General features: G+C 39.3%; 18 protein-coding genes and 1 pseudogene. 8 read left to right on the top strand and 11 right to left on the bottom strand.

Features of this window, described 5'->3' with window-relative positions; translation table 11 throughout:
- Positions 1–97: 97 nt before the first annotated feature.
- The 6 genes from chvE to ACERJO_RS06080 form a co-directional block, all read right to left on the bottom strand.
- A complete protein-coding gene (chvE, locus tag ACERJO_RS06105) occupies positions 98–1,177 on the bottom strand; it encodes a multiple monosaccharide ABC transporter substrate-binding protein (RefSeq protein ID WP_247105874.1) in 1,080 nt (359 codons plus the stop codon).
- Positions 1,178–1,802: 625 nt separating this feature from the next.
- On the bottom strand, positions 1,803–2,525 hold the full coding sequence (locus tag ACERJO_RS06100) for a MerR family transcriptional regulator (RefSeq protein WP_373646911.1): 723 nt from the start codon (positions 2,523–2,525) through the stop codon (positions 1,803–1,805).
- 32 nt (positions 2,526–2,557) lie between these two features.
- Positions 2,558–3,427, bottom strand: coding sequence for an Hsp33 family molecular chaperone HslO (locus ACERJO_RS06095; protein WP_373646909.1), 870 nt, complete (start codon positions 3,425–3,427; stop codon positions 2,558–2,560).
- Positions 3,428–3,565: 138 nt separating this feature from the next.
- Positions 3,566–4,786: a response regulator transcription factor gene (locus tag ACERJO_RS06090; RefSeq protein ID WP_373646908.1), complete on the bottom strand. Its 1,221-nt coding sequence runs from the start codon at positions 4,784–4,786 to the stop codon at positions 3,566–3,568.
- Positions 4,786–6,618 (bottom strand): cache domain-containing sensor histidine kinase, encoded by a 1,833-nt coding sequence (locus ACERJO_RS06085; protein ID WP_247105871.1) that lies wholly within the window; start codon positions 6,616–6,618, stop codon positions 4,786–4,788. Before ACERJO_RS06085 ends, ACERJO_RS06090 begins: the two co-directional genes overlap by 1 nt.
- Before the next feature lie 9 nt (positions 6,619–6,627).
- Positions 6,628–7,635, bottom strand: a complete 1,008-nt coding sequence (locus ACERJO_RS06080; RefSeq protein WP_247105870.1) for a substrate-binding domain-containing protein — start codon at positions 7,633–7,635, stop codon at positions 6,628–6,630.
- 226 nt (positions 7,636–7,861) lie between these two features.
- Here ACERJO_RS06080 and ACERJO_RS06075 point away from each other — a divergent pair, with 226 nt between their 5' ends.
- Positions 7,862–8,665: a VLRF1 family aeRF1-type release factor gene (locus tag ACERJO_RS06075; protein ID WP_373646906.1), complete on the top strand. Its 804-nt coding sequence runs from the start codon at positions 7,862–7,864 to the stop codon at positions 8,663–8,665.
- A gap of 450 nt (positions 8,666–9,115) precedes the next feature.
- Positions 9,116–10,450, top strand: a pseudogene (locus tag ACERJO_RS06070) (IS1182 family transposase).
- A gap of 61 nt (positions 10,451–10,511) precedes the next feature.
- On the opposite strand, the gene ACERJO_RS06065 reads toward ACERJO_RS06070, so the two are convergent.
- The 3 genes from ACERJO_RS06065 to ACERJO_RS06055 all read right to left on the bottom strand — a co-directional run bounded on the left by ACERJO_RS06065 (position 10,512) and on the right by ACERJO_RS06055 (position 16,452).
- Positions 10,512–14,159, bottom strand: coding sequence for a glycoside hydrolase (locus ACERJO_RS06065; protein WP_373646905.1), 3,648 nt, complete (start codon positions 14,157–14,159; stop codon positions 10,512–10,514).
- A gap of 184 nt (positions 14,160–14,343) precedes the next feature.
- Positions 14,344–15,894: a response regulator transcription factor gene (locus ACERJO_RS06060; protein WP_247105731.1), complete on the bottom strand. Its 1,551-nt coding sequence runs from the start codon at positions 15,892–15,894 to the stop codon at positions 14,344–14,346.
- A gap of 108 nt (positions 15,895–16,002) precedes the next feature.
- Positions 16,003–16,452 carry a DinB family protein gene (locus ACERJO_RS06055; RefSeq protein WP_373646904.1) on the bottom strand — a complete coding sequence of 150 codons (450 nt, stop codon included), beginning with the start codon at positions 16,450–16,452 and terminating at the stop codon, positions 16,003–16,005.
- 162 nt (positions 16,453–16,614) lie between these two features.
- On the opposite strand from ACERJO_RS06055, the gene ACERJO_RS06050 reads away from it, so the two are divergent.
- The 4 genes from ACERJO_RS06050 to ACERJO_RS06035 are packed head-to-tail and all read left to right on the top strand — an operon-like array spanning position 16,615 to position 20,691.
- Positions 16,615–17,646 (top strand): LacI family DNA-binding transcriptional regulator, encoded by a 1,032-nt coding sequence (locus ACERJO_RS06050; protein ID WP_247105859.1) that lies wholly within the window; start codon positions 16,615–16,617, stop codon positions 17,644–17,646.
- Positions 17,647–17,664: 18 nt separating this feature from the next.
- Positions 17,665–18,825, top strand: a complete 1,161-nt coding sequence (locus tag ACERJO_RS06045) for a Gfo/Idh/MocA family protein (protein ID WP_373646903.1) — start codon at positions 17,665–17,667, stop codon at positions 18,823–18,825.
- 22 nt (positions 18,826–18,847) lie between these two features.
- Positions 18,848–19,576: a ThuA domain-containing protein gene (locus ACERJO_RS06040; RefSeq protein ID WP_247105734.1), complete on the top strand. Its 729-nt coding sequence runs from the start codon at positions 18,848–18,850 to the stop codon at positions 19,574–19,576.
- A 20-nt stretch (positions 19,577–19,596) separates the two neighbouring features.
- A complete protein-coding gene (locus ACERJO_RS06035) occupies positions 19,597–20,691 on the top strand; it encodes a Gfo/Idh/MocA family protein (RefSeq protein WP_247105735.1) in 1,095 nt (364 codons plus the stop codon).
- A gap of 169 nt (positions 20,692–20,860) precedes the next feature.
- Here the strand turns inward: ACERJO_RS06035 and ACERJO_RS06030 are convergent, their stop codons facing one another.
- Together ACERJO_RS06030 and ACERJO_RS06025 are read right to left on the bottom strand one after the other, a co-directional pair.
- Positions 20,861–21,796 (bottom strand): aldo/keto reductase, encoded by a 936-nt coding sequence (locus ACERJO_RS06030; protein ID WP_373646902.1) that lies wholly within the window; start codon positions 21,794–21,796, stop codon positions 20,861–20,863.
- Positions 21,797–21,808: 12 nt separating this feature from the next.
- Complete coding sequence (locus ACERJO_RS06025; RefSeq protein WP_373646901.1) at positions 21,809–22,813, bottom strand: Gfo/Idh/MocA family protein; 1,005 nt, start codon at positions 22,811–22,813, stop codon at positions 21,809–21,811.
- Positions 22,814–23,003: 190 nt separating this feature from the next.
- Here ACERJO_RS06025 and ACERJO_RS06020 point away from each other — a divergent pair, with 190 nt between their 5' ends.
- Both ACERJO_RS06020 and ACERJO_RS06015 read left to right on the top strand, forming a co-directional pair.
- On the top strand, positions 23,004–23,837 hold the full coding sequence (locus tag ACERJO_RS06020; protein ID WP_247105738.1) for an AraC family transcriptional regulator: 834 nt from the start codon (positions 23,004–23,006) through the stop codon (positions 23,835–23,837).
- A 114-nt stretch (positions 23,838–23,951) separates the two neighbouring features.
- The gene (locus tag ACERJO_RS06015) at positions 23,952–25,610 is read left to right on the top strand and encodes a glutamine--tRNA ligase/YqeY domain fusion protein (protein ID WP_373646900.1); all 1,659 of its coding nucleotides are present in this window, start codon (positions 23,952–23,954) and stop codon (positions 25,608–25,610) included.
- Positions 25,611–25,639: the final 29 nt, after the last annotated feature.

Here is a 25,639-nt window from a genome sequence, read left to right as displayed (position 1 = left end):
CCTTCTTCCTTAGATGTAAATAACGATTTAGTGATAGCTATCATCACTATCACTAAATCGCTTACAAAACCTTTTCAAAGATTATATGATGATGATTTTATTCTTCTTCAAAGTCACTCTCATCATAGTATCCACTTCCAACTAACACTTCTCTATAGTTATCAATGTCAACAGAAACAGGCTCTAATAAATACGAAGGAACGACTTGAACACCATTATCATACGTTTCAGTATCGTTCACTTCTGCCTCTCCATCTTGAAGAACAGCATTAACCATTTCAACTGCCTTCCCAGCTAACTCACGAGTATCTTTGAAAATCGTTTGTGTTTGCTCTCCAGCAATGATCGATTCGATCGATGGACGCTCTGCATCTTGCCCAGTTACGACAGGCATCGGTAAATCTGCTGAACCGTAGCCTACACCTTTTAATGAAGAAATAATTCCAATACTAATCCCATCATATGGTGAGAGAACAGCATCTAATGTTTCGTCTGTATAAAAACCACTTAATAGATTATCCATACGCTCTTGTGCTAGTGATCCATCCCATCTTAATGTTGCAACTTGCTGGAAGTCTGTTTGATCACTTTGAACAACTAATTGGCCATTATCAATATAATGCTGTAAAACAGATAATGCACCATCAAAGAAGAAATACGCGTTATTATCATCAGGAGATCCCGCAAACAATTCAATATTGAATGGACCTTCCCCTTCATCAAGTCCTAAATATTCTTCAATGTATCTACCTTTTAATACACCGACCTGGAAGTTATCAAAAGTTGCATAGTAACTAACATGCTCAGAATTACGAATTAATCGATCATACGCGATAACGGGTATATCCATATCCGCAGCTAAATCTAGTACTTCTGTTAGTGATTCACCATCAATCGAGGCAATCACTAACGCATCTACTCCACGTGTAATCATATTCTCAATTTGGTCTATTTGATTTTCAATGACGTCTTCTGCATATTGCAAGTTTGTGTCATAACCTAGCTCCTCAAATTGCTCAACCATATTATTACCATCAGCAATCCATCTCTCAGATGATTGTGTAGGCATCGAAATTCCAACTGTACCAGTTCCATCTCCGCTAGCTTCATCTCCACCACAAGCTGCAAGCGCTATCATACCAATCGAAAGAATAAAGACAACTAACCATTTTTTCATTTCTATTTCCCCCTTAAAATGATGTTGTTTTGTCTTGCTTATAACGTCATTCTAAATGAAAGCGCTTCAACTTTCTTTGCAATATCTTTTAAATTTTTATAAATTTTTAACCTTATACATGTTCGAAACAATTTATTATTACACTCAACTTTTGAGATTAAGGTCAATTAAACTACATTTTTTCCAAAAGATAGAGGAAAGCCGACCGCTACCGGAATGGGGGCACGCTCCTGCAGGCGGGCGTTGAACTAACTGGCTATGCCAGTGGATTTCAGCTTGCCCTATCCTCCTGCTGGAATCGGCCATCTCGTCCGCTTGAAATTCATTTTTATCAAGATGTGATTGACTCCTACTTCACTTCGTAAAACTCAAATAAGCATCCATCATGAACTTTTTCAGATGAATGCTTATTTAAATTTGTCCTTTACATATAGTTTTGACCATTTGAAAGGCATGTAGAAAAGAGGTTTTACAGTTCGGTCACGCATGAGAATTAACAGAATAAATAGTCTCAACTAGCAATCCACACTCTCATATCTACAATATTTAATTTCTAAATGTTAAGCATAGTACTAATATTTATCGTTTATTCATTAATTCGATGATAAATGACGAATGTAATAACTCATTCTAATGCTTCCTGTATATACTGATATAATTCAGCATCCATCCCAAACTGCAAACCATTATTAGGGTTTTCTGCATGGAATTTTTCCGTTTGTTTTTCTAAATTTTGGTCATACTCTGTAAATGAGTAAACAATGTCAGACCACTTTTTTGCCAATGCTTGTACTTTACTACTATTAGGTGGAGTTCCATTTTCTTTTTGTAAATGTATTTTTTCTAAAACCATTCTAAATTCTAGTTCTGCTTCTTTTAAAGTTTCTTCATCAGATTGATCATAATAATTTTTCATCCTGTCTAATTGCTCTTTTGTAAAGTATTTTTCTTGATGCATTTTCATTGCCCCTAATAGCTTTGTTAATTCCTCTACGGACATTATTTTTTTACTATGAATTGTTTTTAAAGCACTTTCTAATTCACATAATAGATTTTGTTGCACTTGTATATCTTTTTTTATACGTGTTATTTGGGTCTCAATAATGTTTGTAGCAAAACCTCTTTCCTTGTTCGTAATGACAGACTTAATATCATCTAAGGATAGCCCAATTTGTTTTAAAGCTAAAATCTGATGTAGCTTGGACAAATCCGATTTTGTGTAAAGCCGATGCCCTGAATCTGTATATCGAGAAGGAGTAAACAAATCAATCTGATCATAATATCTTAAAGTTCTTATCGTTAAGCCTGTTAATGATGCGATCTCTCCTACTTTCCAAAATTCTTTCATACAAAATGCACCTCTATAAAATGTCTGAACATCTACTTCAAGAGTCCTTGTATTTCATTATCATTGAATCGATATGTCCTTCCACAAATTTTACAAACTGTATCAATAGACTCTTGATTATTAATGGCTTGTTTTAATTCACTCTCACTTAAAGAATAAAGCATCCCGTGGAACATTTCTTTGGAGCATCCACAGAAAAATTGGATAGGACTATATCCAATCACATTTACATCCTTAAATAGCTCACTTAGCTTTTCTTCAATCTGATTCTTACTATATTTATTCAAACTAGTAAAAAATTCTCGATTTGTATTAACCGTATGTTCTACTTTATCAATAAGATCAGGCATAGCACCAGGAAGCAATTGAGCAAATATAGCACTACTGAATTGAAAAAAATTGTCATTTCCAAATATAATATTGGCTTCTATATATGTTTGAATTTGCTCACTCTGATTAAAATAATGTGAAATATCATCAGCAATATTTCGGTATGGCATATCGGTTATGCCAGTAAATTGATTCATAGCCGATCCTTTGATCACACGAATAGTTCCTTTATGACCAATAAGGCGATCAAGAGATATTTGATTAATATAATCAGCAGGGGCTTTCAGAAATTCACCATTGAGATATCCACGGACATTTCCTTCTGCATCTGCATCAGCAAAAACTTTAAATTTTGGGTCACTCATTGTCATTTGGAGACTTATTCTTTGATCCCCTTTTAAAGATCCTGTCATTATGCTCACTACTGAAATGGTTTTTCCTAATGTAAGTTTATGAATTTTGTTTGTTTCTTTGTTAAGGCTAAGAATTTCATTCAATAATTTTGTATTATCAACAAAAAACAAACGAACTTGATTGTCATAAATTAGTGTCTTAACAATTGTATTTTCCATTTATTTTTCCTTTCACTTATTCTTTGTTAAGTACACTATAAAACATAACCCTACGTAAGGTTCAAGTATCGTTTTTTCGCTTTCTCTCAGAAGAAGTAACGAATACACTTAGCAGAGTTTTATGGTCTAACCCAAAAGTTAAGATTTGTTTGATGACGCAACTTTTCCCTTTCGATAGCCATTTGGTGTAACACCAACTACCTTTTTAAAGGCCGTACTAAAATAATGCTGCGTTTCATAGCCGACCTGCTGAGAAATTTCGTTAATCGTTAAGTCTGTTGAATGTAGAAGCTGCATCGCTTTTTTCATTCTTAATTTCGTTAATGCATGCACAAACGAAACTCCGACTTGCTGTTTAAATAACCGACTTAAATAAGCAGATGACACATGTAGCTCGCGAGCTACAGTCTCAAGTGTTAATCTAGACTCATGAAAGTGGGTACTCATATACCGCTCGGCGCCTCTAACAATCTGTGAGACTTCATTTTGATCATATAGTGCTTCTTTACAACGCTTAATAAAAGATGGAAGATCACCTACATCACCGTGAAACGGCTCCAACCTATGAACAATGCGAATTTTTAGTTTCTCCTCCACCTGCTGTTCAATCGTAACAAACCTTTCTTCATCTAAATCATTCCATATACATACATAAATACAGCCTGTAATCGACTCACGAACAACAATGGCCTCTTCATTAGATACTCCATCCTTCACTTGTTCTTCAAGTGCAAATAAGATCGATTGTTTTTCTTGCTCAGTTAGTAGAGCTTGATTGACTTCCATCTCTGGCCAACGGAAGACTCCTCCCCATTTAGGCGCTGACTGAGGCAGCTGCAAAAATTGAAGCTGCTCCCTTATGTCATGATCTAATAATTCACCCCTTATCCACTGTAGACAAAATCTTTCTCGTAGTAGTGGGACATTGCGTTCGAGTTGTTTGGAATGCTGCTCTATTTCTTGTTCTCGATCCTCAAAATGACGTAGTTTTAGACAAATCTCGTCCAAAACGCGATATAGCTCCTTTGTATCCACCGGCTTAATAATATAATCAACTACACTTAATCGAAGAGCCTCTTGCGCATAAGAAAATTCATCGTGACCCGTAATAATAATGACTTTACAATTCGGAAGCTCCTCACTCAAATGCTTAATCAGTGTCAAACCATTCATGATGGGCATATTCAAATCTGCTAACAAAATGTCAACCTGATGTTCAACAGCAAATTCAAATGCTTCCTCTCCATCTTCTGCCTCCGCTACAACGTCTAAATTTAATTGATCCCAATCAACAGACTCTCGAATGCCTTCACGAATAATCATTTCATCATCGGCTATTAAAACCTTCCAACGCTTCATTATTTCTCCCCCTTCATTGCCGATTGTAGCGCTTGGTGATTTTCTAGAACTGGATGATAGATCGTCACAATCGTCCCTTTATCCAATTCACTCTCAATCTTAACCCCGTACTGATCACCAAACGTTAAACGTAACCGTGCATGAACATTGACGACACCATACCCTGTTGTTAAACGACTTTCCATTTCATCCTCAGTACTTCCTAAAAAGGAATTAAGACTCTCTCTTAGCTGTAGCAATGTTTCCTCTGTCATCCCCTTCCCATTATCACCAATTTGAATAATGAGCATTTCATGTTCGACCTTTGCTTCAATTGTTATCAGCCCTGGCCCTCGCCTTTCTTTAATCCCATGATAGATTGCATTTTCAACGATCGGCTGCAAAACGATTTTCAATATCGATAGATGCTTTAAATCCGGTGAGACTGTTAATGAATAATTTAGTTTATTTTTATACCGAACCGATTGGATTTGGAGATAGTTTTTAATATGTTCCATTTCATCCTCCAATCGTATAATCGTCCCTCCCTTGCTCAACCCAATGCGAAAAAGCTTCGAAAGTGATCCCACTAAATCAGCCACATCTGGTGCATCTTTCTTACGCGCCATCCATTGAATTGTATCTAGTGTATTATAGAGAAAGTGTGGCTTGATATTCGCTTGCAAGCTATGAAGCTCTGCTTCTCGCTTCTTTCTTTCTTGACGCTCTGTTAAGGATATTAATTTATGAATCTGTTCGATCATCGTATTAAAGCTTCTCCCTAGACGCCCAACTTCATCCATCCCCCCCGCCTTATAACGGCTCGTTAAATCTCCTGATTCAGCTTTTTGCATCGCACGCATTAATTGATTAATGGGGCGTGAAATCGTATGAGAAAGAAAATAGGATGCCGTAATCCCGACAAAGCATACAAAGAATACAAATGTAATGACATAAAAAAGAATTTGCTGTACTTCAGCAACAGATTGATCGCTTGAAAATACACCGACTGTGTTCCAATCAGTAAAAGTCGATTTTTGATAAATAAACTGATATTCTTCACCGTTAAGATTTCCTAAGGAAATTCCGTAATTTTGACTGAATGTTGTCGAGATATCTAAATTGTCTAAGTTGGACTGTGTTGGTGAATAGACCGTCTCTCCTTCTTGGTCAATCACCATTAAATAACCAGACTTCCCTAAACGAACATCACGAACCGCTTCCTCAATCACACGAAGCTTAAGGTCAATCAAAATAACTCCTTTCTCCCTGTTCGTTTCCGCATCCATGATAGCGCGAACGACTGTAACGATTTCATCTTCTCGATAATTAACATGCGAAGTAATTCTTCTCCCTTCTGGTTTACCAATTGTTTTCGCAATTCCATTATTCTCAACTGCTTGGCGATACCAGCTTTCATGAGTTAATTGAAAGGCAGATCTTGTATAGAGCTCATTGCTTAAATAATCGCCTTCGCTATTTACGACTAATATCCCTGCTATTTCTGGATGCAACGTCGTAAAATTCTGCAAAAATTTAGATATTTCATATTCCTCATCAGGTGTCATTTCCTTTTGGTTCAATTCTCCATCAAGAAATGATTGGATGTTCGGATCAAAGGAAATAAAATAGGTCATGTTTTGAACATTTTCAATATGTGATTCAACCGTACTATTCACTTTATCAATGAGTTGTAACGTATTATCATTAACCTGTTGATCGATAATTCGATCAACCGCCCAACTTATTAAAGCTCCTAACAACAATGACGGCAAAATACTAATAAGTAAAAAGTGAATAACGAGCTTATATCGGATCGGTAAATTATTCATTTCAGACAGTTTTTGCAACATGATTTTCACCTAATCTGCGTAGTAGTAGTCAACATTTTCATCTGTTACAATTGTGATCCCTGTATCGACATAGAGTGGTAATGGAGCGGTATCTCTCGTTTGCAAAATTTGTGGCTCTGTCAGGTCATGTTGCAGATGAAACAAGTACACTAGCGACCAGTAACCCATATTCCATGTTCCTTGTGCCAGCGTTGCTGAAATAATTCCTTCATCTACTAAATCCAACGTGCCCTTATCTGTATCAAAGCTAATAATTTGTACATCATCAACCCTCTTCTCTAAACGAATAGCATCTCCTACCCCGACCCCACCATTCGCCTCCGTTGCAAAAATCCCTGAGATATTTGGGTACTCTTCCATTAATTCATGTGTAACATTTCGCGAAAAGAGACTGTCGCCTTGTCCATCCTCAATCGAAATAACTTTCATATTTGGATATTCTTTCTCTAATGTATCTTGAAACCCTTTCGTTCGTTCTTGATGATTGAGTTGATTAGGGAGAGTAATGACAGCTACCTCTCCCTTTTCATTTAATAACTTAGACATCTCATGCGCAGCCGTTACACCTGCATTATAATTATTCGTGCCCAAAAAAGAGTCCGCCTTACTTTCTGCAGCACCCGAGTCAAATAGGACTACCGGTATACCTGCATCAACGGCCTTATCAATCGTTTCAGTTAAATCAAAAGGATCAATTGCCGAGATGGCTATACCTGCTGGATTTTTAGCGATGGCTTGTTCTAATACAGTAATTTGCTCTTGAATGTCATATTGCGCAGCACCTCGATACTCAACTGATACATTTAACGCTTGAGCCGCATCTTCAAACCCTTTTAAGCTACTCTTCCAGTAATCCATCCCTGACTGAAACGTAACCATAATATAGGTTTCATTAATATCCCCTTGTAATCCTTGAGTATCCCATGGATTAGGCGTGGCTTCTTTAAAGTGAAAATGATAAACATAAATCATAAAAACCCCGATAAGTGCAACATAGACAAATAATAGCTTCTTCACTAATCATGTAACCCCTTTCAAAATGTACCTGAATTCAACGACAATCAAGCTTTTAAGTCTCTTTCGTTCCAGTGTTATTTCTAGTTGTTACAGTTATATCCATTTACAAGTCTTCCCTTATTTTAATATAGAGACGTTACCATCCTTTATATCTATGTTTCATTTTACCATGTTTCGGTTACAGTACAGTATACTCGAAATGATTAAGAGGAGGAGAAGTGCGAATATGGATATTCAAAAAGAGATCGAAAAACTAGAAAAGATCTATTTAGAAAAATCCAACAAAATCTTAACTATGTACTTAAACACAGATCGCTCTGACCCTGACCAGCAAGGGGGAGAATGGAAAATCCACCTTAAAAATGGTCTACGGAATTTCGAAAGTTATTTGAATGAAGTAGATAACGAGGAGGAAAAAAGAAATTACTCCATTGTAAGAAAAAAAATAGAAAGATATATGAAGGAAAACGAACAAAGTCTAGCAAGAAGTGTTATTATATTTGCGACAGCAGACCAATCAGTATGGTTTGCAGAGAAGTTTCAAATGCCTGTTCAAACAGAGTTTGAGTGGAAGGAAGTAGCAAACACAAGTCAATTAAGAGAATTACATCAAACATTCCCAAAAACAGGCGTGATCCTCACACAAAAAGAACAAGTCAAGGTTCTTGATGCCGAACTCGGATCTTTAAAACAATCACATCATTTCCAGCTAGACTTAGATACAGAAGATTGGCGAGAGTACTTAGGCCCTCATGAATCTCGTGCAACCGTTGGAAGTGGAGGAAAAAGCACACAACAAGAAAAGTTCCGCGAACGGTTTGAAGCAAATCGTTATCGTTGGTATAAGAGTCTAGCATCCACACTAGATCGATTGGCTAAGCACGCAGGCTGGCAAAATATTTATGTAGTTGGTGATAAAGAGGAGACGAATGATCTTTTGAATCATATGAACAAAGCCATTACAGATGTGATTCATAAAAACATGCTGAATCACAAAGAGAAACAAGTACTTCATGAAGTTGTCCTATAATAAACGTGGTGTTCCAATTGCTTTTATTGTCTGAAAAAAACATTCAGACAACTGTATCACGGACGAAGTTTGAAGCCTTAAGTAACTTATAGACAAAAGCAGAGGCTGGGACAAAACCCTCCTCTGATAAATAGAAAAAGGTTAATTTGAGTACACTCAAATTAACCTTTCAGCCTGTCGACTTTGTCGACAGGCTGGTTTGTTTAGTAGTCAGGATTCGGCTCTTCGACTACGCTACCGGGATGGGGGGCACGCTTTCCGCAGGCGGGCGTTGAACTAACCGGCTGCGCCGGTGGATTTCAACCTGCCCTTCACCTCCTGCAGGAGTCGGCCCTCCCATCCCGTCCGCTATTTCTAGTGGAAAAAAGAGGGTGCTTCTCTTCAAATAAAGACAGGTGTTCAGTTTTTCTTTTATAATATAAGTGAAAAAAGGACAGGGGTGAATAAATAATGATGTCAAAAAAGTTGGGAGATAAGCGAATGCAAATGGAGATGGTCTGGATTGAGAAACTAGTCCGGGAAGACCATCTTGTTCGGAAACTAGATCATGCGATTGACTTTGACTTCATTTACGATCTAGTGAAAGATCTGTATTCTTCTGATAAAGGTCGTCCTAGTATTGATCCTGTCGTGTTAGTAAAAATGGTGTTTATTCAATACATATTTGGTATTCGTTCAATGCGTCAAACGATCAAAGAAATAGAAACAAACGTCGCCTATCGTTGGTTTTTAGGGTTTGGCTTCGATGATAAAATCCCCCACTTCTCTACGTTCGGGAAAAACTATGCCCGCCGATTCCGCGAAAGTGATGTGTTCGAACAGGTTTTCTACCGCATCCTTCGGAATGCAATGGAAAAAGGGTTTGTGAACCCAGATGTGGCGTTCATTGATTCCACGCATGTAAAAGCGAATGCCAATAAGCGAAAGTTTGGTAAGAAGGTAGTTCACTCAGAAACTCGAGCGTATCAAAAACAACTAGAAAAAGAAATCAATGTAGAACGAGTACAAAACGGAAAAAAGCCCCTACCTCCTCGGGCGAAGGACACTTCGAGAGAGGTGAAGGAGAGCACAACAGACCCTGAAAGTGGGTATTATGTGAAAAGTGAACGAGAGAAAATGTTTGCGTACAGCTTTCATACGGCCTGTGATTCGAATGGATTTGTTCTTGGAACCATTGTTACTCCTGCCAATGTTCATGATAGCCAAGTGTTTCACGAGTTATTTGATCAAGTAAAAGAGAAGGTCACCAAGCCACAAGTCGTAGCCGTCGATGCTGGCTACAAGACACCAAGTATTGCGAAGAAGCTTCAAGAAGAAGAAACAAGAGCGGTCATGCCTTACAAACGACCAATGACGCCTCCGGGCTACTTCCGAAAGCACGAGTTTGTGTATGATGAATACTACGATTGTTACATCTGTCCGCAAGACCAACTTCTTCATTACCGAACAACGAACAGAGAAGGATACCGTGAGTACAGCTCCAATCCGAGTGTGTGTCAGAATGGTCCCGTGCTTTCTCAATGTACCAAAAACAAAGACCATAAGAAGCTGGTCTTGCGCCACATTTGGCAGGATGCGTTGGACGAACCTGAAGGGGCTCGAAAAAAATTCAATGCAGGCGATGCTTGTTTTTGCTGCCATGAACCTAAAAAAACTGGCGACATGGCACTGGAGGAACACCCAACCGACAGTGCCAGCACCGAAAAACCATAAAAAAAATGCAAAAACGGCTTTGAGAGTCATTTCTCAAAGCCGTTTTGTCTAAGGTCTGAAAGGTTAATTTGAGTACACTCAAATTAACCTTTTTCACTATTTGAAGCTAGTTATGTCCCAGCCTCTTCTTGATTTAAAAATCACTCTTGTCTATTAATTTTCGACTAATGGACACCGACAAGAGTCCTACTATAAGCAGAATAAATCCAATCAACATGATTTGATAGACATTCGTAGCGGTATCGGGGAGGCCTTCTCCCTCTCCCTTTTGCTGATCGTCGCCCGGTGGTGGCTCTTCTCCCCCAGGTGGTGGCTCTTCTCCCCCAGGTGGTGGCTCTTCTCCCCCAGGTGGCGGCTCTTCTCCCCCAGGTGGCGGCTCCTCTCCCCCAGGTGGCGGCTCTTCTCCTTCAGGTGGTGGCTCCTCTCCTTCAGGCGGTGGCTCTTCTCCCCCAGGTGGTGGCTCTTCTCCCCCAGGTGGCGGCTCCTCTCCCCCAGGTGGCGGCTCCTCTCCTTCAGGTGGTGGCTCCTCTCCTTCAGGCGGTGGCTCTTCTCCTCCAGGTGGTGGCTCTTCTCCTCCAGGTGGTGGCTCCTCTCCTTCAGGTGGTGGTATTAACAATAGTGAATATACTTGATTCGTTTCACTGTCCTCTGCTAAAACAGTCATTATAATTTTACCATTCTCTGATGATGAATAGTCGAGCTCATAATTAGCAAATAAATGACTTGTCACGACTTCAACTTCAGGAAACTCATGATTGTCTGAAAACCATTCATACGTGTAATCAAATGTAAGTGGATCAAATCCTTGAAGCGATTCACCATTAACCACGATCGCTTCTAACGTAGCATCCGTTCCTAATTGAGAGATCGTTTTACTTTCTCCTAATACAACTAATTCCACAATTGCGATACAAGCATTTTCCATCGCTTGCATAACAACTCGCATTTTTGTTGTTGTTATTGGCTCAAAGGTTAATGATGCTTCTGTTGTTCGAACCGTTTCATCTAACTCCAGTTCACCTTGCTTAACTCTTTCCCAATCACTTCCTGTCCAATATTCCACGTGCAAGGACGAAGGAGGTCTCGTGCCATCTTCATCATCATAGAAAAAGAAGTCAATATGAGAAATCGTTTCCTCTTCCCCAAAGTCGATCTCTACCCAATCTTCCTCACGCCAAGAATTGGGATCCCAATTCGTCCATCTATCAGTCGAATAATCATCATCATGAATATACCGAATATTATCCCACTGACCTGTGAAAGAAGCCGATGCTTGTGGAAACTCAAGATTGACATCTCTAGGATTCAACGCAACATTTTCTAGTGCTGGTTCTCCTACTTGTACGTATCCTTTCACTTCTACCTCTGTCCCTGCTAACGCTCCAGAAATAGTGAATTTCCCTATTTCATGATATAGCTCTGAATTGATTTCATTCCATGAAACATTCACTTGACCTTTTGCACCATTCTCCAATAATACAGGAACCCTACTCGGTAAAGACGGCGCATGCCCGACAACAGCCTTTAAAAGAACTGGTTCAATATTTACGACATGACTTACGATGACAGTCGCAAGTACAGCAACATCTGTACCCTCTATCTTCCCTTCTACAGTAAATTCATTCTCCTCTGCGTAAAATGACGCATCCATTTCTTCCCATTCAACATGACGCATAACAGGCGCTCCATCACCATAAGTGATCGAAATTTCTGCAGGTAGCTCTGGCTTGACACCAGGAATCGTCACAATTTCAACAGCTTCCATCTCTGTTATGCCCGTTCTTTCTAACTGCCAAATTTGATGATTTCCTGCATTTGGATTCCACACTCCAACAGGTGCATCTTCATTCGTTGATTGTCCACCAACTTCTAAGATTGTTCTCGTTTCAGCATTCAATAAAGTGTATTCACCATTTCCAAATGTAGAAAGAAGCCACTTTTGGCGATCATCACCTTCATCTTTTTCATCCAATATCGCACCATCGTTCACAGTCAGTACCTTCCCTGACGATTGATGAACGATATAATAGTATTCGGTATGGCTGAATCCGTTCGTTGCCTTTTGAAGCAGCCAATGTTGGCTCTCTTCTTCGTTTTCCTTTGTTTTTTGCACAATGGATTCGTTATCTGTTCCGATATCCAATGCTTTCCCACTATTTTTATTGATGAAATGATACGGTTGTTCTTCCTTTAAAAAGGCGTTATCTATATTAACGCCCGATACACCTGATATCACAAAGGTCGTAATTGATTGTGGTTGCACATTCATTGTAAGTGAATCGTCATGAACGTTCCTTTCTTCTTTTTTAGCTAAATTGTCTGAAGGCGATGTCACATATACTTCTGCCTTTGCATTTTCAGTAATCGTTCCAAAAGCACTTAGATCAATTTCCACCTTCTCATTCTCTGCTGAATGGTTCGTATAGACGACGACAGCTTGATCCTGCTCACGATCAATTGCCGCAAGAGCATCACGATTGTTTGAATTGATAAATTGATATCCTGGACGGATAAACTTACTATATTGCCCCATTGCATAATACTTTTTATTAATATGATAGTCTAATTGTTCAAAATCATCTGGGTCAAAGTCAACATGAATTAACCCCCAATTCATATTCTCGTGCTCAGCGTTCATGTTCACTTCATCTTCAATCGCTTGCCATAATACCCATGCTTTTGGCTCTAGCTCCTGTATATCGGTCTGAATACGCTCAGATAAGGCTAAGGCTGGTCGAATATCTTCATGGTTTTGCGGAATGCCACTAGGACCTAAATCAACCTCTGACATCCACAATCGTGTGCTGACGCCCTTTGCGATATCTCTCACACTAGTCCGTTGCGCTGGCCAATATGTGTGTACATTTAATTGTCCAATATTCGCTCGTGTCGTTTCATCATAGTGCTCCCAATTATAGCGAAAACGGCTCGGATTCGTTTCATCCATTGCTGATACGACTGTATCAACTGCAGAATCACTTAATTGTTCATAAACAGCATTAATCATAGCCGCTTGTGTTTCTGGAGCCCAGTTGGCTCCTTCTTGCCGATTTCCTGCACCCCAATAACCGTTATTAGGCTCATTGATCGGTGATAGTGTCTTAAATTGAACCCCTTCGTTCTCTTCTAAATATTCGACAACACGAACTAAATATTTCGCGAAATTTTCAATTTGATCAGGCTTAATATTATCGTCCCATGAATGGAAGTTACCTGAGGTGTAGCCGCTTTGTGTCATAAAATAAGGGGGTGAATTAGAGAAAGCTTCAAACGTGTCAGCACCTCTTTCCATTGCCGCTTTCACCCACCACAGCTGGTTTTCATCAGCTTGCCAATCCCAATGCGTTGGATTTGAAGGATCCCACCAATTCTCTTGCTCCTCCCAGCTCTCATCTGCATCTTCCGGTGGCCCGAATTCAGCAGGTCGATTCCAATAACCAGGCACAGCTCCACCTAAACGCATATATGGCTCTGTTTCTGGTGAATCTCCACCACCAATATTGTACCTTCCGATGTTCAAATGAAGTCCTTCTTCTGCAAATAGTAAGTCGGCAAGCTCTTCCTTTGCCTCATCAGGCCAACCACCAATCACATTCGCAAACCAAACAAGAGCGGTCCCCCAGCCGTCAAATGGCTCATGCTGATAGCTAGGATCTAGTTGGATCGATTGGTCGACATTTGTTGCTGCAGTTGCCTGAAAGGAGTCAGCTGACCATGCCGGTATAAATGAACTAATGATAAACAATACACTAATGCCAAGTATCGATAACGGTTTCCTCATAACCTCTTCCTCCTTATATCGAGTTGAGAACATCAAACTAGTTTTAGCGAGTAGAAAACTTTTCCTCCTCTCCTTATTTTGAAACCGATTTCATTATTGATAATGATAGCATCTCCCTATCATTCACAGTTAGAATTATCTTTCGATTGATTCGTCTCATTTTTGTCTATACAGTTTATTTTTTTTATATATTTGTACTATTTTTTGTTTTTATCATTTTTTCTAGCTTCATAGAATTTTCACGATATTTACTTGGAGATTGTTTCGTCACCTTTTTAAATACTTTGCAAAAGTAACTGTGGTCAGTAAAGCCTACCGCACGACAAATGTCAGATATAAGTACTGAATCACTTACTAATAGTTTTTTGGCCTGTTCAATTCGGAGTTTATTCAAATATTCTATGAAGCTTTCTTCACTATGAGTCGTAAAGTATTTTGAGAAATAGGAAGGATTAAAATGAAAATGACTTGCGACATCATTTAAAGAAATCGGTTCAGTGTAATGCTCTTTCATATATGATTTTATTCGAGATATGCTCGTTTGATCGGAGTGCTCATGAGATTGAGAAAAACTGTCTTTTACTTTTTCTACAAAACGATTCCACACCAATAATACTCTTCTTATATTAGGAGAACCGTCTATATATTTGATATAAGACCACTTCATTTGATCAATATCAGATCTCTTATCTATGATGAATGAGGAAAGGGTCATGATCATCGTCTGGACAAATCGTTTAAATTCGTATTCCTTCTGGCTATATTCGGTGGATAGATATGTGATATGAGTTTGTAAATAGGAAAGTGCTTGATTATACTGTTGATTTCTTAATTGTTGTATAAATAAGTCTAAATCAAAATATCGATTTCTATATACTTGTGAAGGTAAATCTTTCATTGTAAGGAATGTTTGGTCAGGATAGAAAAATGTATACGTAAAGAGCTTACGAAGATCATTCATTCCTACAAAGCATAATTCTTGTAAGCTCTCATACGTATCTGACAAAACATAATAGGTACGTTGATGGCTATTAACCTTACTTAAGTGAGAAATAGAATGCTTAATACTAGATAAGCGTTTTATATTTACATTAATAAAGAAGATCGCTTTTTTCCCTTCTTCTACTAGAAACCAGGGTATTCTTTCTTGCTCACTCTGTAATACTTCTAAAATATGATCACATTGATAGTCGATGTAACTTTCATTATTGGTAGCGCTTTCATTTTTGAGTCCTAAAAGAAAATAGTGACTATCTTTAAAATATGATGCTAATGCCGTTTTGTTTCTTAAATCATTTTCAAATACGACCGTCTTAAATAAGTGATTTAAATAACATTTTCTCTCCTTTCGTATAATGTATTTCGCTTTTTCTAATGAGTCTAGTAGCTTATTCATATTAATTCTATTTTTTAATAAAACATCAACCACTCCATAATGACTTGCCTCATACACATAGTCAAACTCGCCAAATTCACTTAATAAAATAATTTGTATTTGAGGGAATAGCTTTTTGATTGATTTAATTAAGCTTTTCCCATTCATAATAGGCATGACCGTATCTGTGATCACGATATGAACGGTTTTCCTGCTAAGAAGCTCCAATGCTTCCTTCCCATTTGAAGCTTCACCCACGATTGAAAAGCCCTCCTGTTGCCAATTAATTATATGTTTGAGCCCTGCTCTTACTAGACACTCATCATCAACAATAACAACATTCCAACCGCCGCTTTCCACCTATATCCCTCCTTCTTCTTGAGCCTGAAAGTGGAATTCTTTCAGACTCAACGTGTAACGGATCAACTTGATTAAGCTCTTACCTTTCTAAATATGAAGGTCTACTCATCACTTCTTTTCTAATTCCTGAATTTGCTTTAAATGATGAGCATCGTGTCTAACAAAGATCGTAACAAAGCTTTCGATAGAGAACCGCCTTTTTCCTGCTCCAATCATAAAACGAATATGATCATCGACCCTTTCTAGTTCGCGAACAAGCTTCTCCCTTGTTTCAAGAAATAGATCGATGATCTGCCGAGCAGTGTAATCTTTGACAAGCTCAAGCCCTTTCTCATTATGCTCATCATGATCTGGAAATGCTAGTAACCGCTCACCATCAGCTATATTAGGCGCCATTTGCTTTAAAATATACTCATCCCAATAATACATATGAGCAACCACTTCTCTCGTCGACCATTTATCCTTAGCAATCGGTTGTAGTAAGAACTCCGTAGACTTCTCCTTCAATCCCTTAACCTCATCCATTGTTTGTTGAAATTGTATGAGCTGTTTATTCATCATAACCTCCTAAAAACTTGATTAAAATATACATTAACATAAAATGACAGGTGTATGTACAAATAAAATTTGTATCCTTCTACACATTTTTTCATAAAAGCTATTGACAAAGAATAGAAAAAGAAGCAAAATGAACGCGTGTACATTATATAAAGTAAGGTGGTGGTTCCGTTAGCAACACGAAAAGATGTCGCGCAACGAGCTGGCGTTTCTGAAGCTACAGTATCACGCGTTTTTAATAACGTTGCTCCATTACGCGAAGAAACAAAACAAAAAGTCCTCCAAGCAGCAAAAGAGCTAGACTATTATCCAAATGCCATTGCACAAAATTTTGCCAAAGGAAAAAGTGGAAACATCGGTGTCATTGTACCTTATTTACCAAAGGTTCGTATTCTATCAACGTATTATTTTTCTGAGATTCTGAGCGGAATTGGTATTAAGCTAGCTGAACAAAACTATGGCTTACTCCTTTTATTTCAATCACCTGACGAGCAGCTCGACTATACGCAGCTTTTTCACTCACAAAAGGTCGATGGCTGTATCATTCTCGGCTCAAAAGATACCAAATCTGAACGTGAATCATTATCAAAGCTTCACCAAGCAAGCGTTCCATATTGTCTCGTTAATCAAACATTTCAAAATGAACCCTTTTACTCCATTGATGCCGAACATTATGAAGGAAGCAAACAAGCCGTGACATTTCTCATAAAAAAAGGCTATCAGAACATTGCCTTTCTTAACGGACCTAGCACGTACTCAAACAGCCAAGAACGGAAGCGTGGTTATGAATCTGCCTTAATGGAAGCAGGAATTCATATAAATGACCGTTGGATATTCCAAGGTAACTATAGCCGGACTAGTGGAATGAATAGAGCTCAAGAAATAGCTCCCATTATGACAGAAATTGATGCCATATTTGCTTCGAATGATCGAATGGCAATTGGATTAATGCAAGGCTTAAGTGAATTGGGTTATGAAGTAGGACGTGACTATGCACTAATGGGCTATGATGATTCTGATCTCACTCGTATGGTTCACCCACCACTTAGCTCTGTGAAGGTTCCATTATTCGATATGGGAAAGCTAGCTGCCCATCATGTATTAACGAAGCTGACGAAGCGACATACGAATGACATTCATGAAAGATTACCAGTCACAATCAAAGAGCGTGCCTCAACTCATATTAAAAAATAAGTGAAAGGATTGAGAAGCATGAAATCAATTAATATCGGGATGGTAGGTTATAAATTTATGGGGAAGGCGCACAGTCATGCCTATCGTGACCTTCCGATGTTTTTTCCTAAGCACATTCGTCCAGAAATGAAAGTAATTTGTGGACGTAACCCGCAAGGTGTCTCTGAAGCTGCTACACAATTTGGTTGGCAAGAGTACACGACTGACTGGAACGATCTTATTAGTCGAGACGATATTGATGTCATAGATATTAATGCACCGAGCGATGCTCATAAAGAAATTGCAATCGCTGCAGCAAGGGCCGGAAAGCATGTCTTTTGCGAAAAACCATTAGCGCTTACACTCGAAGATGCACGTGAAATGCTTGCCGTTGTCAAAGAAACAGGTGTAAAGCATATGGTGAACTTCAACTATCGATTTACTCCTGCTGTTATGCTAGCTAAAAAGCTGATAGATGAAGGACGTTTAGGAAAGATTCATCACTTTCGCGCTTGGTTCCTCCAAGATTGGATCACAGACCCTAATTTCCCTCTTGTATGGCGATTACAAAAGGAGATCGCCGGCTCTGGAGCACATGGTGATTTAGGGGCACATTTAATCGATATGGCTCACTACTTAATCGGGGACATCTCAGAAGTCATTGGTATGAACGAAACGTTCATTAAGGAGCGCCCACTACCAACAGAAATGACTGGTTTATCTGCATCAGGAGACGAGAACTCACCAAAAGGCGAGGTTACTGTTGATGATGCCACATTATTTATGGCTCGGTTTGCAAACGGAGCTCTCGGTAGCTTTGAAGCAACTCGCTTTGCGACAGGGCATCGTAGTACAAATTCTTTCGAAATCAACGGAAGTAAAGGAAGCGTTATCTTTGACTTTGAACGCTTAAATGAACTTCAAGTGTACTTTGAGAATGATGAAGAAGATGTTCAAGGGTTCCGTCGTGTTCTCGCAACCGATGAGGCTCACGCTTATTCAGACGTTTGGTGGCCAGCAGGGCATACGATCGGCTATGAGCATACATTTATTCATGCTGTAACCGAATTGCTAGAAGCCTTTGCAGAGAATCGTCAGCCTGTTCCAAACTTTGAAGATGGCGTCAAATGTCAGCAAGTATTAGATGCTGTTGATTTATCGATTGAGAAACGCCAATGGGTTCAAGTTTCAGATTTATAAACTTTCATTTAGGAGTGATCATATGAACAAAAAAGCATTAATCGTCTGGGGTGGCTGGGATGGTCATGAACCAGAGCAAGTTGCTAATCTATTTAAAACCATTTTAGAAGAAGAGAATTTTGATGTTGAACTATCTGATACATTAGATTCTTACAACGATCCGGAGAAACTAGAATCGCTAGACTTAATTGTTCCTCATTGGACGATGGGAGAAATTGAAGGCAAATACGTAGCTAACATTTCTAAAGCTGTCCAAGCAGGTGTTGGCTTAGCAGGCTGTCACGGCGGAATGTGTGACTCCTTCCGTACGAATGTTGATTGGCAATTCATGACAGGAGGTAATTGGGTTGCTCACCCTGGGAATGATGGCGTTGATTACACAGTTCATATTAAAAGCACATCTAGTCCCATTTTAGAAGGACTTTCAGATTTTGAAGTATGTAGCGAACAATATTACTTGCATGTTGATCCGGCAGTAGAAGTGCTGGCAACGACTCGATTCCCTGTCATTGAAGGTCCCCATTCCTTAAATAAGTCAGTTGACATGCCTGTCGTTTGGACGAAGCGCTGGGGTGTCGGCCGTGTCTTCTATAATTCATTAGGTCACGTAGCTAATGTTATCGCTATGCCTGAAGTTTCTCTTATGATGAGAAGAGGATTCTTATGGGCTGCAGAAGGAAAAGCTTTATATAGTGGAAAACAAGAACAGATGAACACTGCCTATACAGGCATGGGTGATAGCCAACTATAATGAACCATTCGGAGGTAAAAATGAACACAATTAAAGTAGGCATTATCGGATGTGGCAATATTAGCTCGATTTATTTTAAAAATTGCCACACCTTGAATCATATTGAACTCGTTGCTTGTGCTGATATAAGCCTTGAAAGAGCTCAAGCGCAGGCAAATAAATTTGGAATCGAAAAGGCTTACACCGTGGATGAAATCTTAGATGATCCTTCGGTAGAGCTTATTATTAACTTAACGATCCCGAAAGCACATGCAGACGTCTGTCTCAAAGCTCTTAATGCTGGAAAACACGTCTATACTGAAAAGCCTTTTACTGTAAGAACAGATGAGGCGAACGCCATTTTGCAAAAGGCCAAGGAAAAGGGCCTTCTCGTTGGCTCTGCTCCTGACACCTTTTTAGGTGCCGGAATCCAAACAGCGATTCAAGTGATTGAAAGAGGAGAAATTGGCACTCCCATTGGCGCATCAGCCTTTATGATTGGTCGTGGTCACGAGCACTGGCACCCTGATCCTGCCTTTTATTACGATGAAGGTGGCGGTCCTATGTTTGATATGGGACCCTATTATTTAACAGCTCTCACCGCCCTTCTCGGACCGATGAAAAAAATAGCCGGCTCTGCTCGTATTAGTTATCCAGTACGAACGATCTTAAGTGAACCAAAAGCAGGAGAAAAGGTCACTGTCATGACGCCTACTCACCTTTCTGGGGTTATTGATTTTGCAAGTGGGGCGATGGCGACTTTAACAACAAGCTTCGACGCATTCGGAGGCTCGACCTTACCTCCTATCGAAATTTACGGAAGTGAAGGAACGATGCTCGTACCTGATCCTAATACATTCAGTGGTGTCGTTAAAGTGAGAAAACGTGATGAACAGGATTTTAAAGAAATTGCACACACTCATCAGTTAGTGGAAAACAGTAGGGGGATTGGGGTCGCTGATATGGCCAATGCCATTTTAACTGGTCAGCCTCACCGAGCGAGTGGTGAATTAGCGTATCATGTATTAGAAGCGATGCATGGGTTTCATATCTCATCAGAAAACGAAACTCATTACAAAATGAAAAGCACTTGTAAGAAACCAAAACCGTTTCCACAAGACCTTACTTTTTTCTAAGAAAAGCTTCGCAGCTGTCTTTTCTTCCACTTAAACTACCTTGATTAAATGCTTACCCTTTCAGAAAAAGGAGTGTCTCAAAAGGTTACTTTCATACCTTTTTGAGACACTCCTCTTAAAGAGGTCACTGAAAAAAGATAAAAAACCAAACTTCCACAGTTCCTTTCTCTTAAATTACATCTCCATTCTCTAACCAACGTACCTCATCATTTGTTAATTTAATTTTTGAGCCTTCTAAGCACGAATTCAATTCCGTTTCATTTTGTGCCCCAATCAAGGCAGCTGTTGGAAATGGTTGATTTAATACATAGGCAAGTGCTATTTGAATAGCCGTCACACCTTTTTCCGCAGCTAATTCTTCTGCACGTCGTAAACGTTCCCAATTAGCATCACTATAAAAGACACGAACAAGATCCTCATTGCTACGATCCTCAGGTGAAAAGCGTCCTGTAAAAAAACCTCTTGCTTGTGAAGACCATGAAAGAATCGGAATTTGATTACGTTCATGCCATTTGCAATCCTCTGCTTCTGCTGAAACACATCCTGACCAAAATGGCTCATTTGGCTTTGCCAAGCTTAAGTTCGGACTACTAAACGTAAATCCAATCAATCCGTTTGATTGGGCATACTCATTCGCTTCTTGAATACGTTGGACCGTCCAGTTTGAGCCACCGATCGCTTTGATTCTTCCAGCCTCAATATGCTCATTTAATACATCAACAATTTCACTAACGGGAACACTCAAATCATCGCGATGCAGAGCATACAAATCAACGTAGTCCGTTCCAAGACGATCTAAGCTTTCAAACAAGTCTTTTGTAATCGCTTCTGGATTAACTCTAGGACCACTCTCATCATGGTGTGCTCCCTTCGTTAAAATGATCACATCCTCGCGATTCCCTCGCTCCTTCATCCACTGGCCAATGGCCACCTCACTTTCTCCACCGCAATAAACATGAGCCGTATCAATCGTATTCCCACCAATTGAAAAATATCGATCTAACACTTCACAAACTTTGTCATAATTGCTTGGCCGAAAATAATCAGACCCTTGAACCAATACAGATAATCGTTTCTCTATCCCTTCAATCTTGATTGTTTTCATATTAAAGCCCTCCTACTTGATTTCAACTCGCTGGCGTTGTTGGGCTGACGTTAAGCATGCATCAAGCACTTTCATATTTAAGACAGCATCTGTAACTGGATAAGGAAGAGGCTCAATACTACGAATCGTTCTCCCTAAAGCATCTGCTTGCAATGCATATTGATTCAGCTTCGGTACTTCGACTTCTGATTTACCATCATTCGTAATCACATAAAAATGATCTTCCTCCGATTGATGGCCAACAAACGCCGAAGGAACTTCGATTCGCCCTTCAGTCCCCACAATTTCAAGTGTATTTCGAAATGCTGCCCACATCCCACAATCAAACGTCATGGCGACACCGTGCTTAAATTCCAACAAACCTGAAACCATCATATCAACACCATCATGCTCATCAGAGTAAAAAGCATGAACCGTTGCTGCTTGTGGTTCCTGTCTTAGCAGCATACGAGCTGCACTAATTGGATAAACACCTACATCATATAAAGATCCTCCACCCCATGCTTTCTTATAGCGCACATTGCTCGAATCCTCGGCATTATTAAATGTAAATGTTCCATGTATTCCTCGGATTTCTCCAATTCTTCCTGATTCCATTACTTCGCGAATCATTGCATAACGAGGGTGGTATCGATACATAAACGCTTCGGCAAATACAACTCCTGCTTTTTCACACGCCGCTTCCATTTCTTTCACTTCTTCTGTATTTAATGCTGCAGGCTTTTCACATAAAACATGCTTACCTGCTTCAGCAGCGCGAATTGTCCATTCTTTGTGTAGATGATTCGGCAATGGAATATAGACCGCTTCTATCGTAGAATCATTAAGTAATTCCTCATAGCTGCCATATGCAATTGGTATAGATAATTCCTTTGCAGCTTCCTCAGCCTTTTCCTTATTTCGACTAGCAATCGCCACAACTTCTCCTGTTTCAGATTGCTGAATACCTGGAATAACAGACTTCTTCGCAATATTTGCACTTCCAATAACTCCCCAACGAACCTTTTCCATCGTCATCCTCCTTCAAATTAACACTATATTGCTAGTATAATAAATAAAGAATAAAATAAAAATATAAGCTTATTGACATCAAATGAAACAATATTGTCTCCTACTATTCTCTAAATCAACTTTCAACACGTTAAGTAGCTTAACAAGCTTCGGTATTTTTACATTCACTAAATCATAGCAACAAGGAGGGTATCTTATGCAAAGACAAGCACTCTTCCCGACATTGACAAAACACGAATATCTCATTTTACCTGAATCAATTGGACATTACTCAGGTGAACCCGATCATTATGTCAAAAGAGATGTAGGTACATTAAATAACTTTAGTATTCATTTTATTCTTTCAGGTACTGGTTACGTAGAAATTGATCAGGAACGCTTTTTAGTTAAAAGGGGAGATGCCTTTTTATATTTCCCCATGCAGCAGCAATGCTACTATAGTAGTGAAGATGACCCTTGGGATGTGAGATGGGTACATTTTTATGGAGATCATCTACAACCATTTCTATCCGAAAAAGGCTTTCAACGGTTTATCTTATGGAAAGCTCAACAAATCACCCATTTAGAAGCTGCTCATGAACAGCTTCTAAATAAAGCTGATCAATATTGCTTGCGACAGCTATCACCCATTTCAATAGCAACCTATGCCTTCCTCATCGAGTTCATCACAAACGTGCAGCCAAGACATGTAACTGAAAATACGGAGCTAGATGATCGTATTCACAGTCTTTTACCACAGATGCAAGACAAAGCCTGTGAGCCTTTTGAATTGGACTATTGGGCCAATAAAGCAAAAGTAAGTCATTATTATTTTTGCCGCTTATTTAAGCGAGCTACACAAATGACTCCGATGGCATTCATTACGTTATGTCGATTACAACGCAGTAAACAATTATTACTTAAGGATAAACAAGTGACCGTTAAAGAAATTGCCGAACAATCAGGCTATACAAGTATTAGTTATTTCAACAAACGCTTTCTCGAACACGAAGGAATGACTCCGACTGAGTATCGCCAGATGTATCATTAGCACTGCAAATCAATCGTACATTTGCTCACAGAATGACTTGTGATACAATATTGTCTAGTAACCGACAATCTGGAAAAATGATACACAGAGAATTTATAAGATAGGATGATACAAATGGACCATACGAATTCCAATTTCATACGAAACATCATAAAGAATGACTTAGAGACAAAGAAGAGAGACCATGTCGTCACTCGCTTCCCTCCAGAGCCAAATGGCTATTTACATATTGGGCATGCAAAGTCAATCGTCATCAATTTCGGTCTAGCGGATGATTTTAACGGTAAGACGAATCTCCGCTTTGATGACACCAATCCATTGAAAGAGGACACAGAATATGTCAATGCGATCAAGGAAGATGTTGAATGGCTTGGCTATGATTGGGATGGTCTCTTTTTTGCATCTGATTACTTTCAAGAAATGTATGATCGAGCTGTCTTACTTATTAATAAAGGAAAAGCATATGTTGATGACTTATCTCAAGAAGAGATTCGCCAATATCGTGGGACATTAACAGAAACAGGAAAAGATAGTCCGTATCGAAATCGTGCCATTGCGGAAAACCTTGACCTCTTCGAGCGCATGCGTAACGGTGAATTTGCCAATGGTGAAAAAGTATTACGTGCCAAAATTGACATGAGTTCACCAAACATCAACATGCGTGACCCTGTTATTTATCGTATTGCTCATGCGACACATCATAACACTGGTGATACATGGTGTATTTATCCGATGTATGCCTTCGCTCACCCTCTTGAGGATGCCATCGAAGGTGTTACTCATTCGTTATGTACAACGGAATTTGAGGATCAACGTCCTCTTTACAATTGGGTCGTCGCTGAGTGTGAAATGGAACATGTACCCGAGCAAACTGAATTTGGTCGTTTGAACATTACAAATACTGTGATGAGTAAACGTAAATTGAAGCAGCTTGTAGATGAAAAGATCGTTGACGGCTGGGATGATCCTCGTATGCCTACGATATCAGGCTTAAGACGTCGTGGTTATACACCTGAAGCGATTCGTGAATTCGTTAAGGAAACAGGCGTATCCAAAGGAGCAGGTGAAGTCGATTCGCAAATGCTAGACTACTTTGTTCGTGAAGATTTAAAGATGAAAGCACCACGAACAATGGGAATCATTCGCCCATTAAAAGTCGTTATTACGAATTACCCTGAAGGGCAAACCGAATGGCTTGATGCAGAAATCAACCCAGAAAATCCGGATATGGGTAAGCGACAAATTCCTTTTTCACGCGAGATTTATATTGAGCAGGAAGACTTTATGGAAAATCCACCGAAGAAGTATTTTCGCTTGTACCCAGGCAACGAGGTTAGGCTGAAGCATGCTTATTTCATTAAATGTGAAGAAGTGATTAAGGACCCAGAAGGAAATGTAATCGAAATTCACTGTACGTATGACCCTGAAACCAAAAGCGGAACGGGCTTCACAGGTAGAAAGGTGAAGGGCACGATTCATTGGGTAGAAGCATCCCAAGCCATTCCAGCCGAATTCCGCTTATATGAGCCACTTCTATTAAAGGAAGACTCAAATGAGGAAGAGGGCGAGGAAAAGACCTTCCTTGATCAAATTAATCCTCATTCTATGCAAGTGCTTAACGGATATGTTGAACCAACAATGAAAGCCATTCAAGTACAAGAGAAGTTCCAATTTTTCAGACATGGCTACTTTAACGTTGATCCTAAAGATTCAACAAAAGAGAAACCTGTTTTCAACCTAATCGTCTCATTGAAAAGCTCGTTTAAATTATAATAAAGGCTCGCTTAGTATATACGACACCC

It is taken from the genome of Halalkalibacter sp. AB-rgal2 (assembly GCF_041821005.1).
Taxonomy (GTDB): Bacteria; Bacillota; Bacilli; order Bacillales; family Bacillaceae_D; genus Halalkalibacter.
The sequence above is the reverse complement of the archived record's forward strand: the minus strand, read 5'-3'. Positions and strand labels throughout refer to the sequence as shown.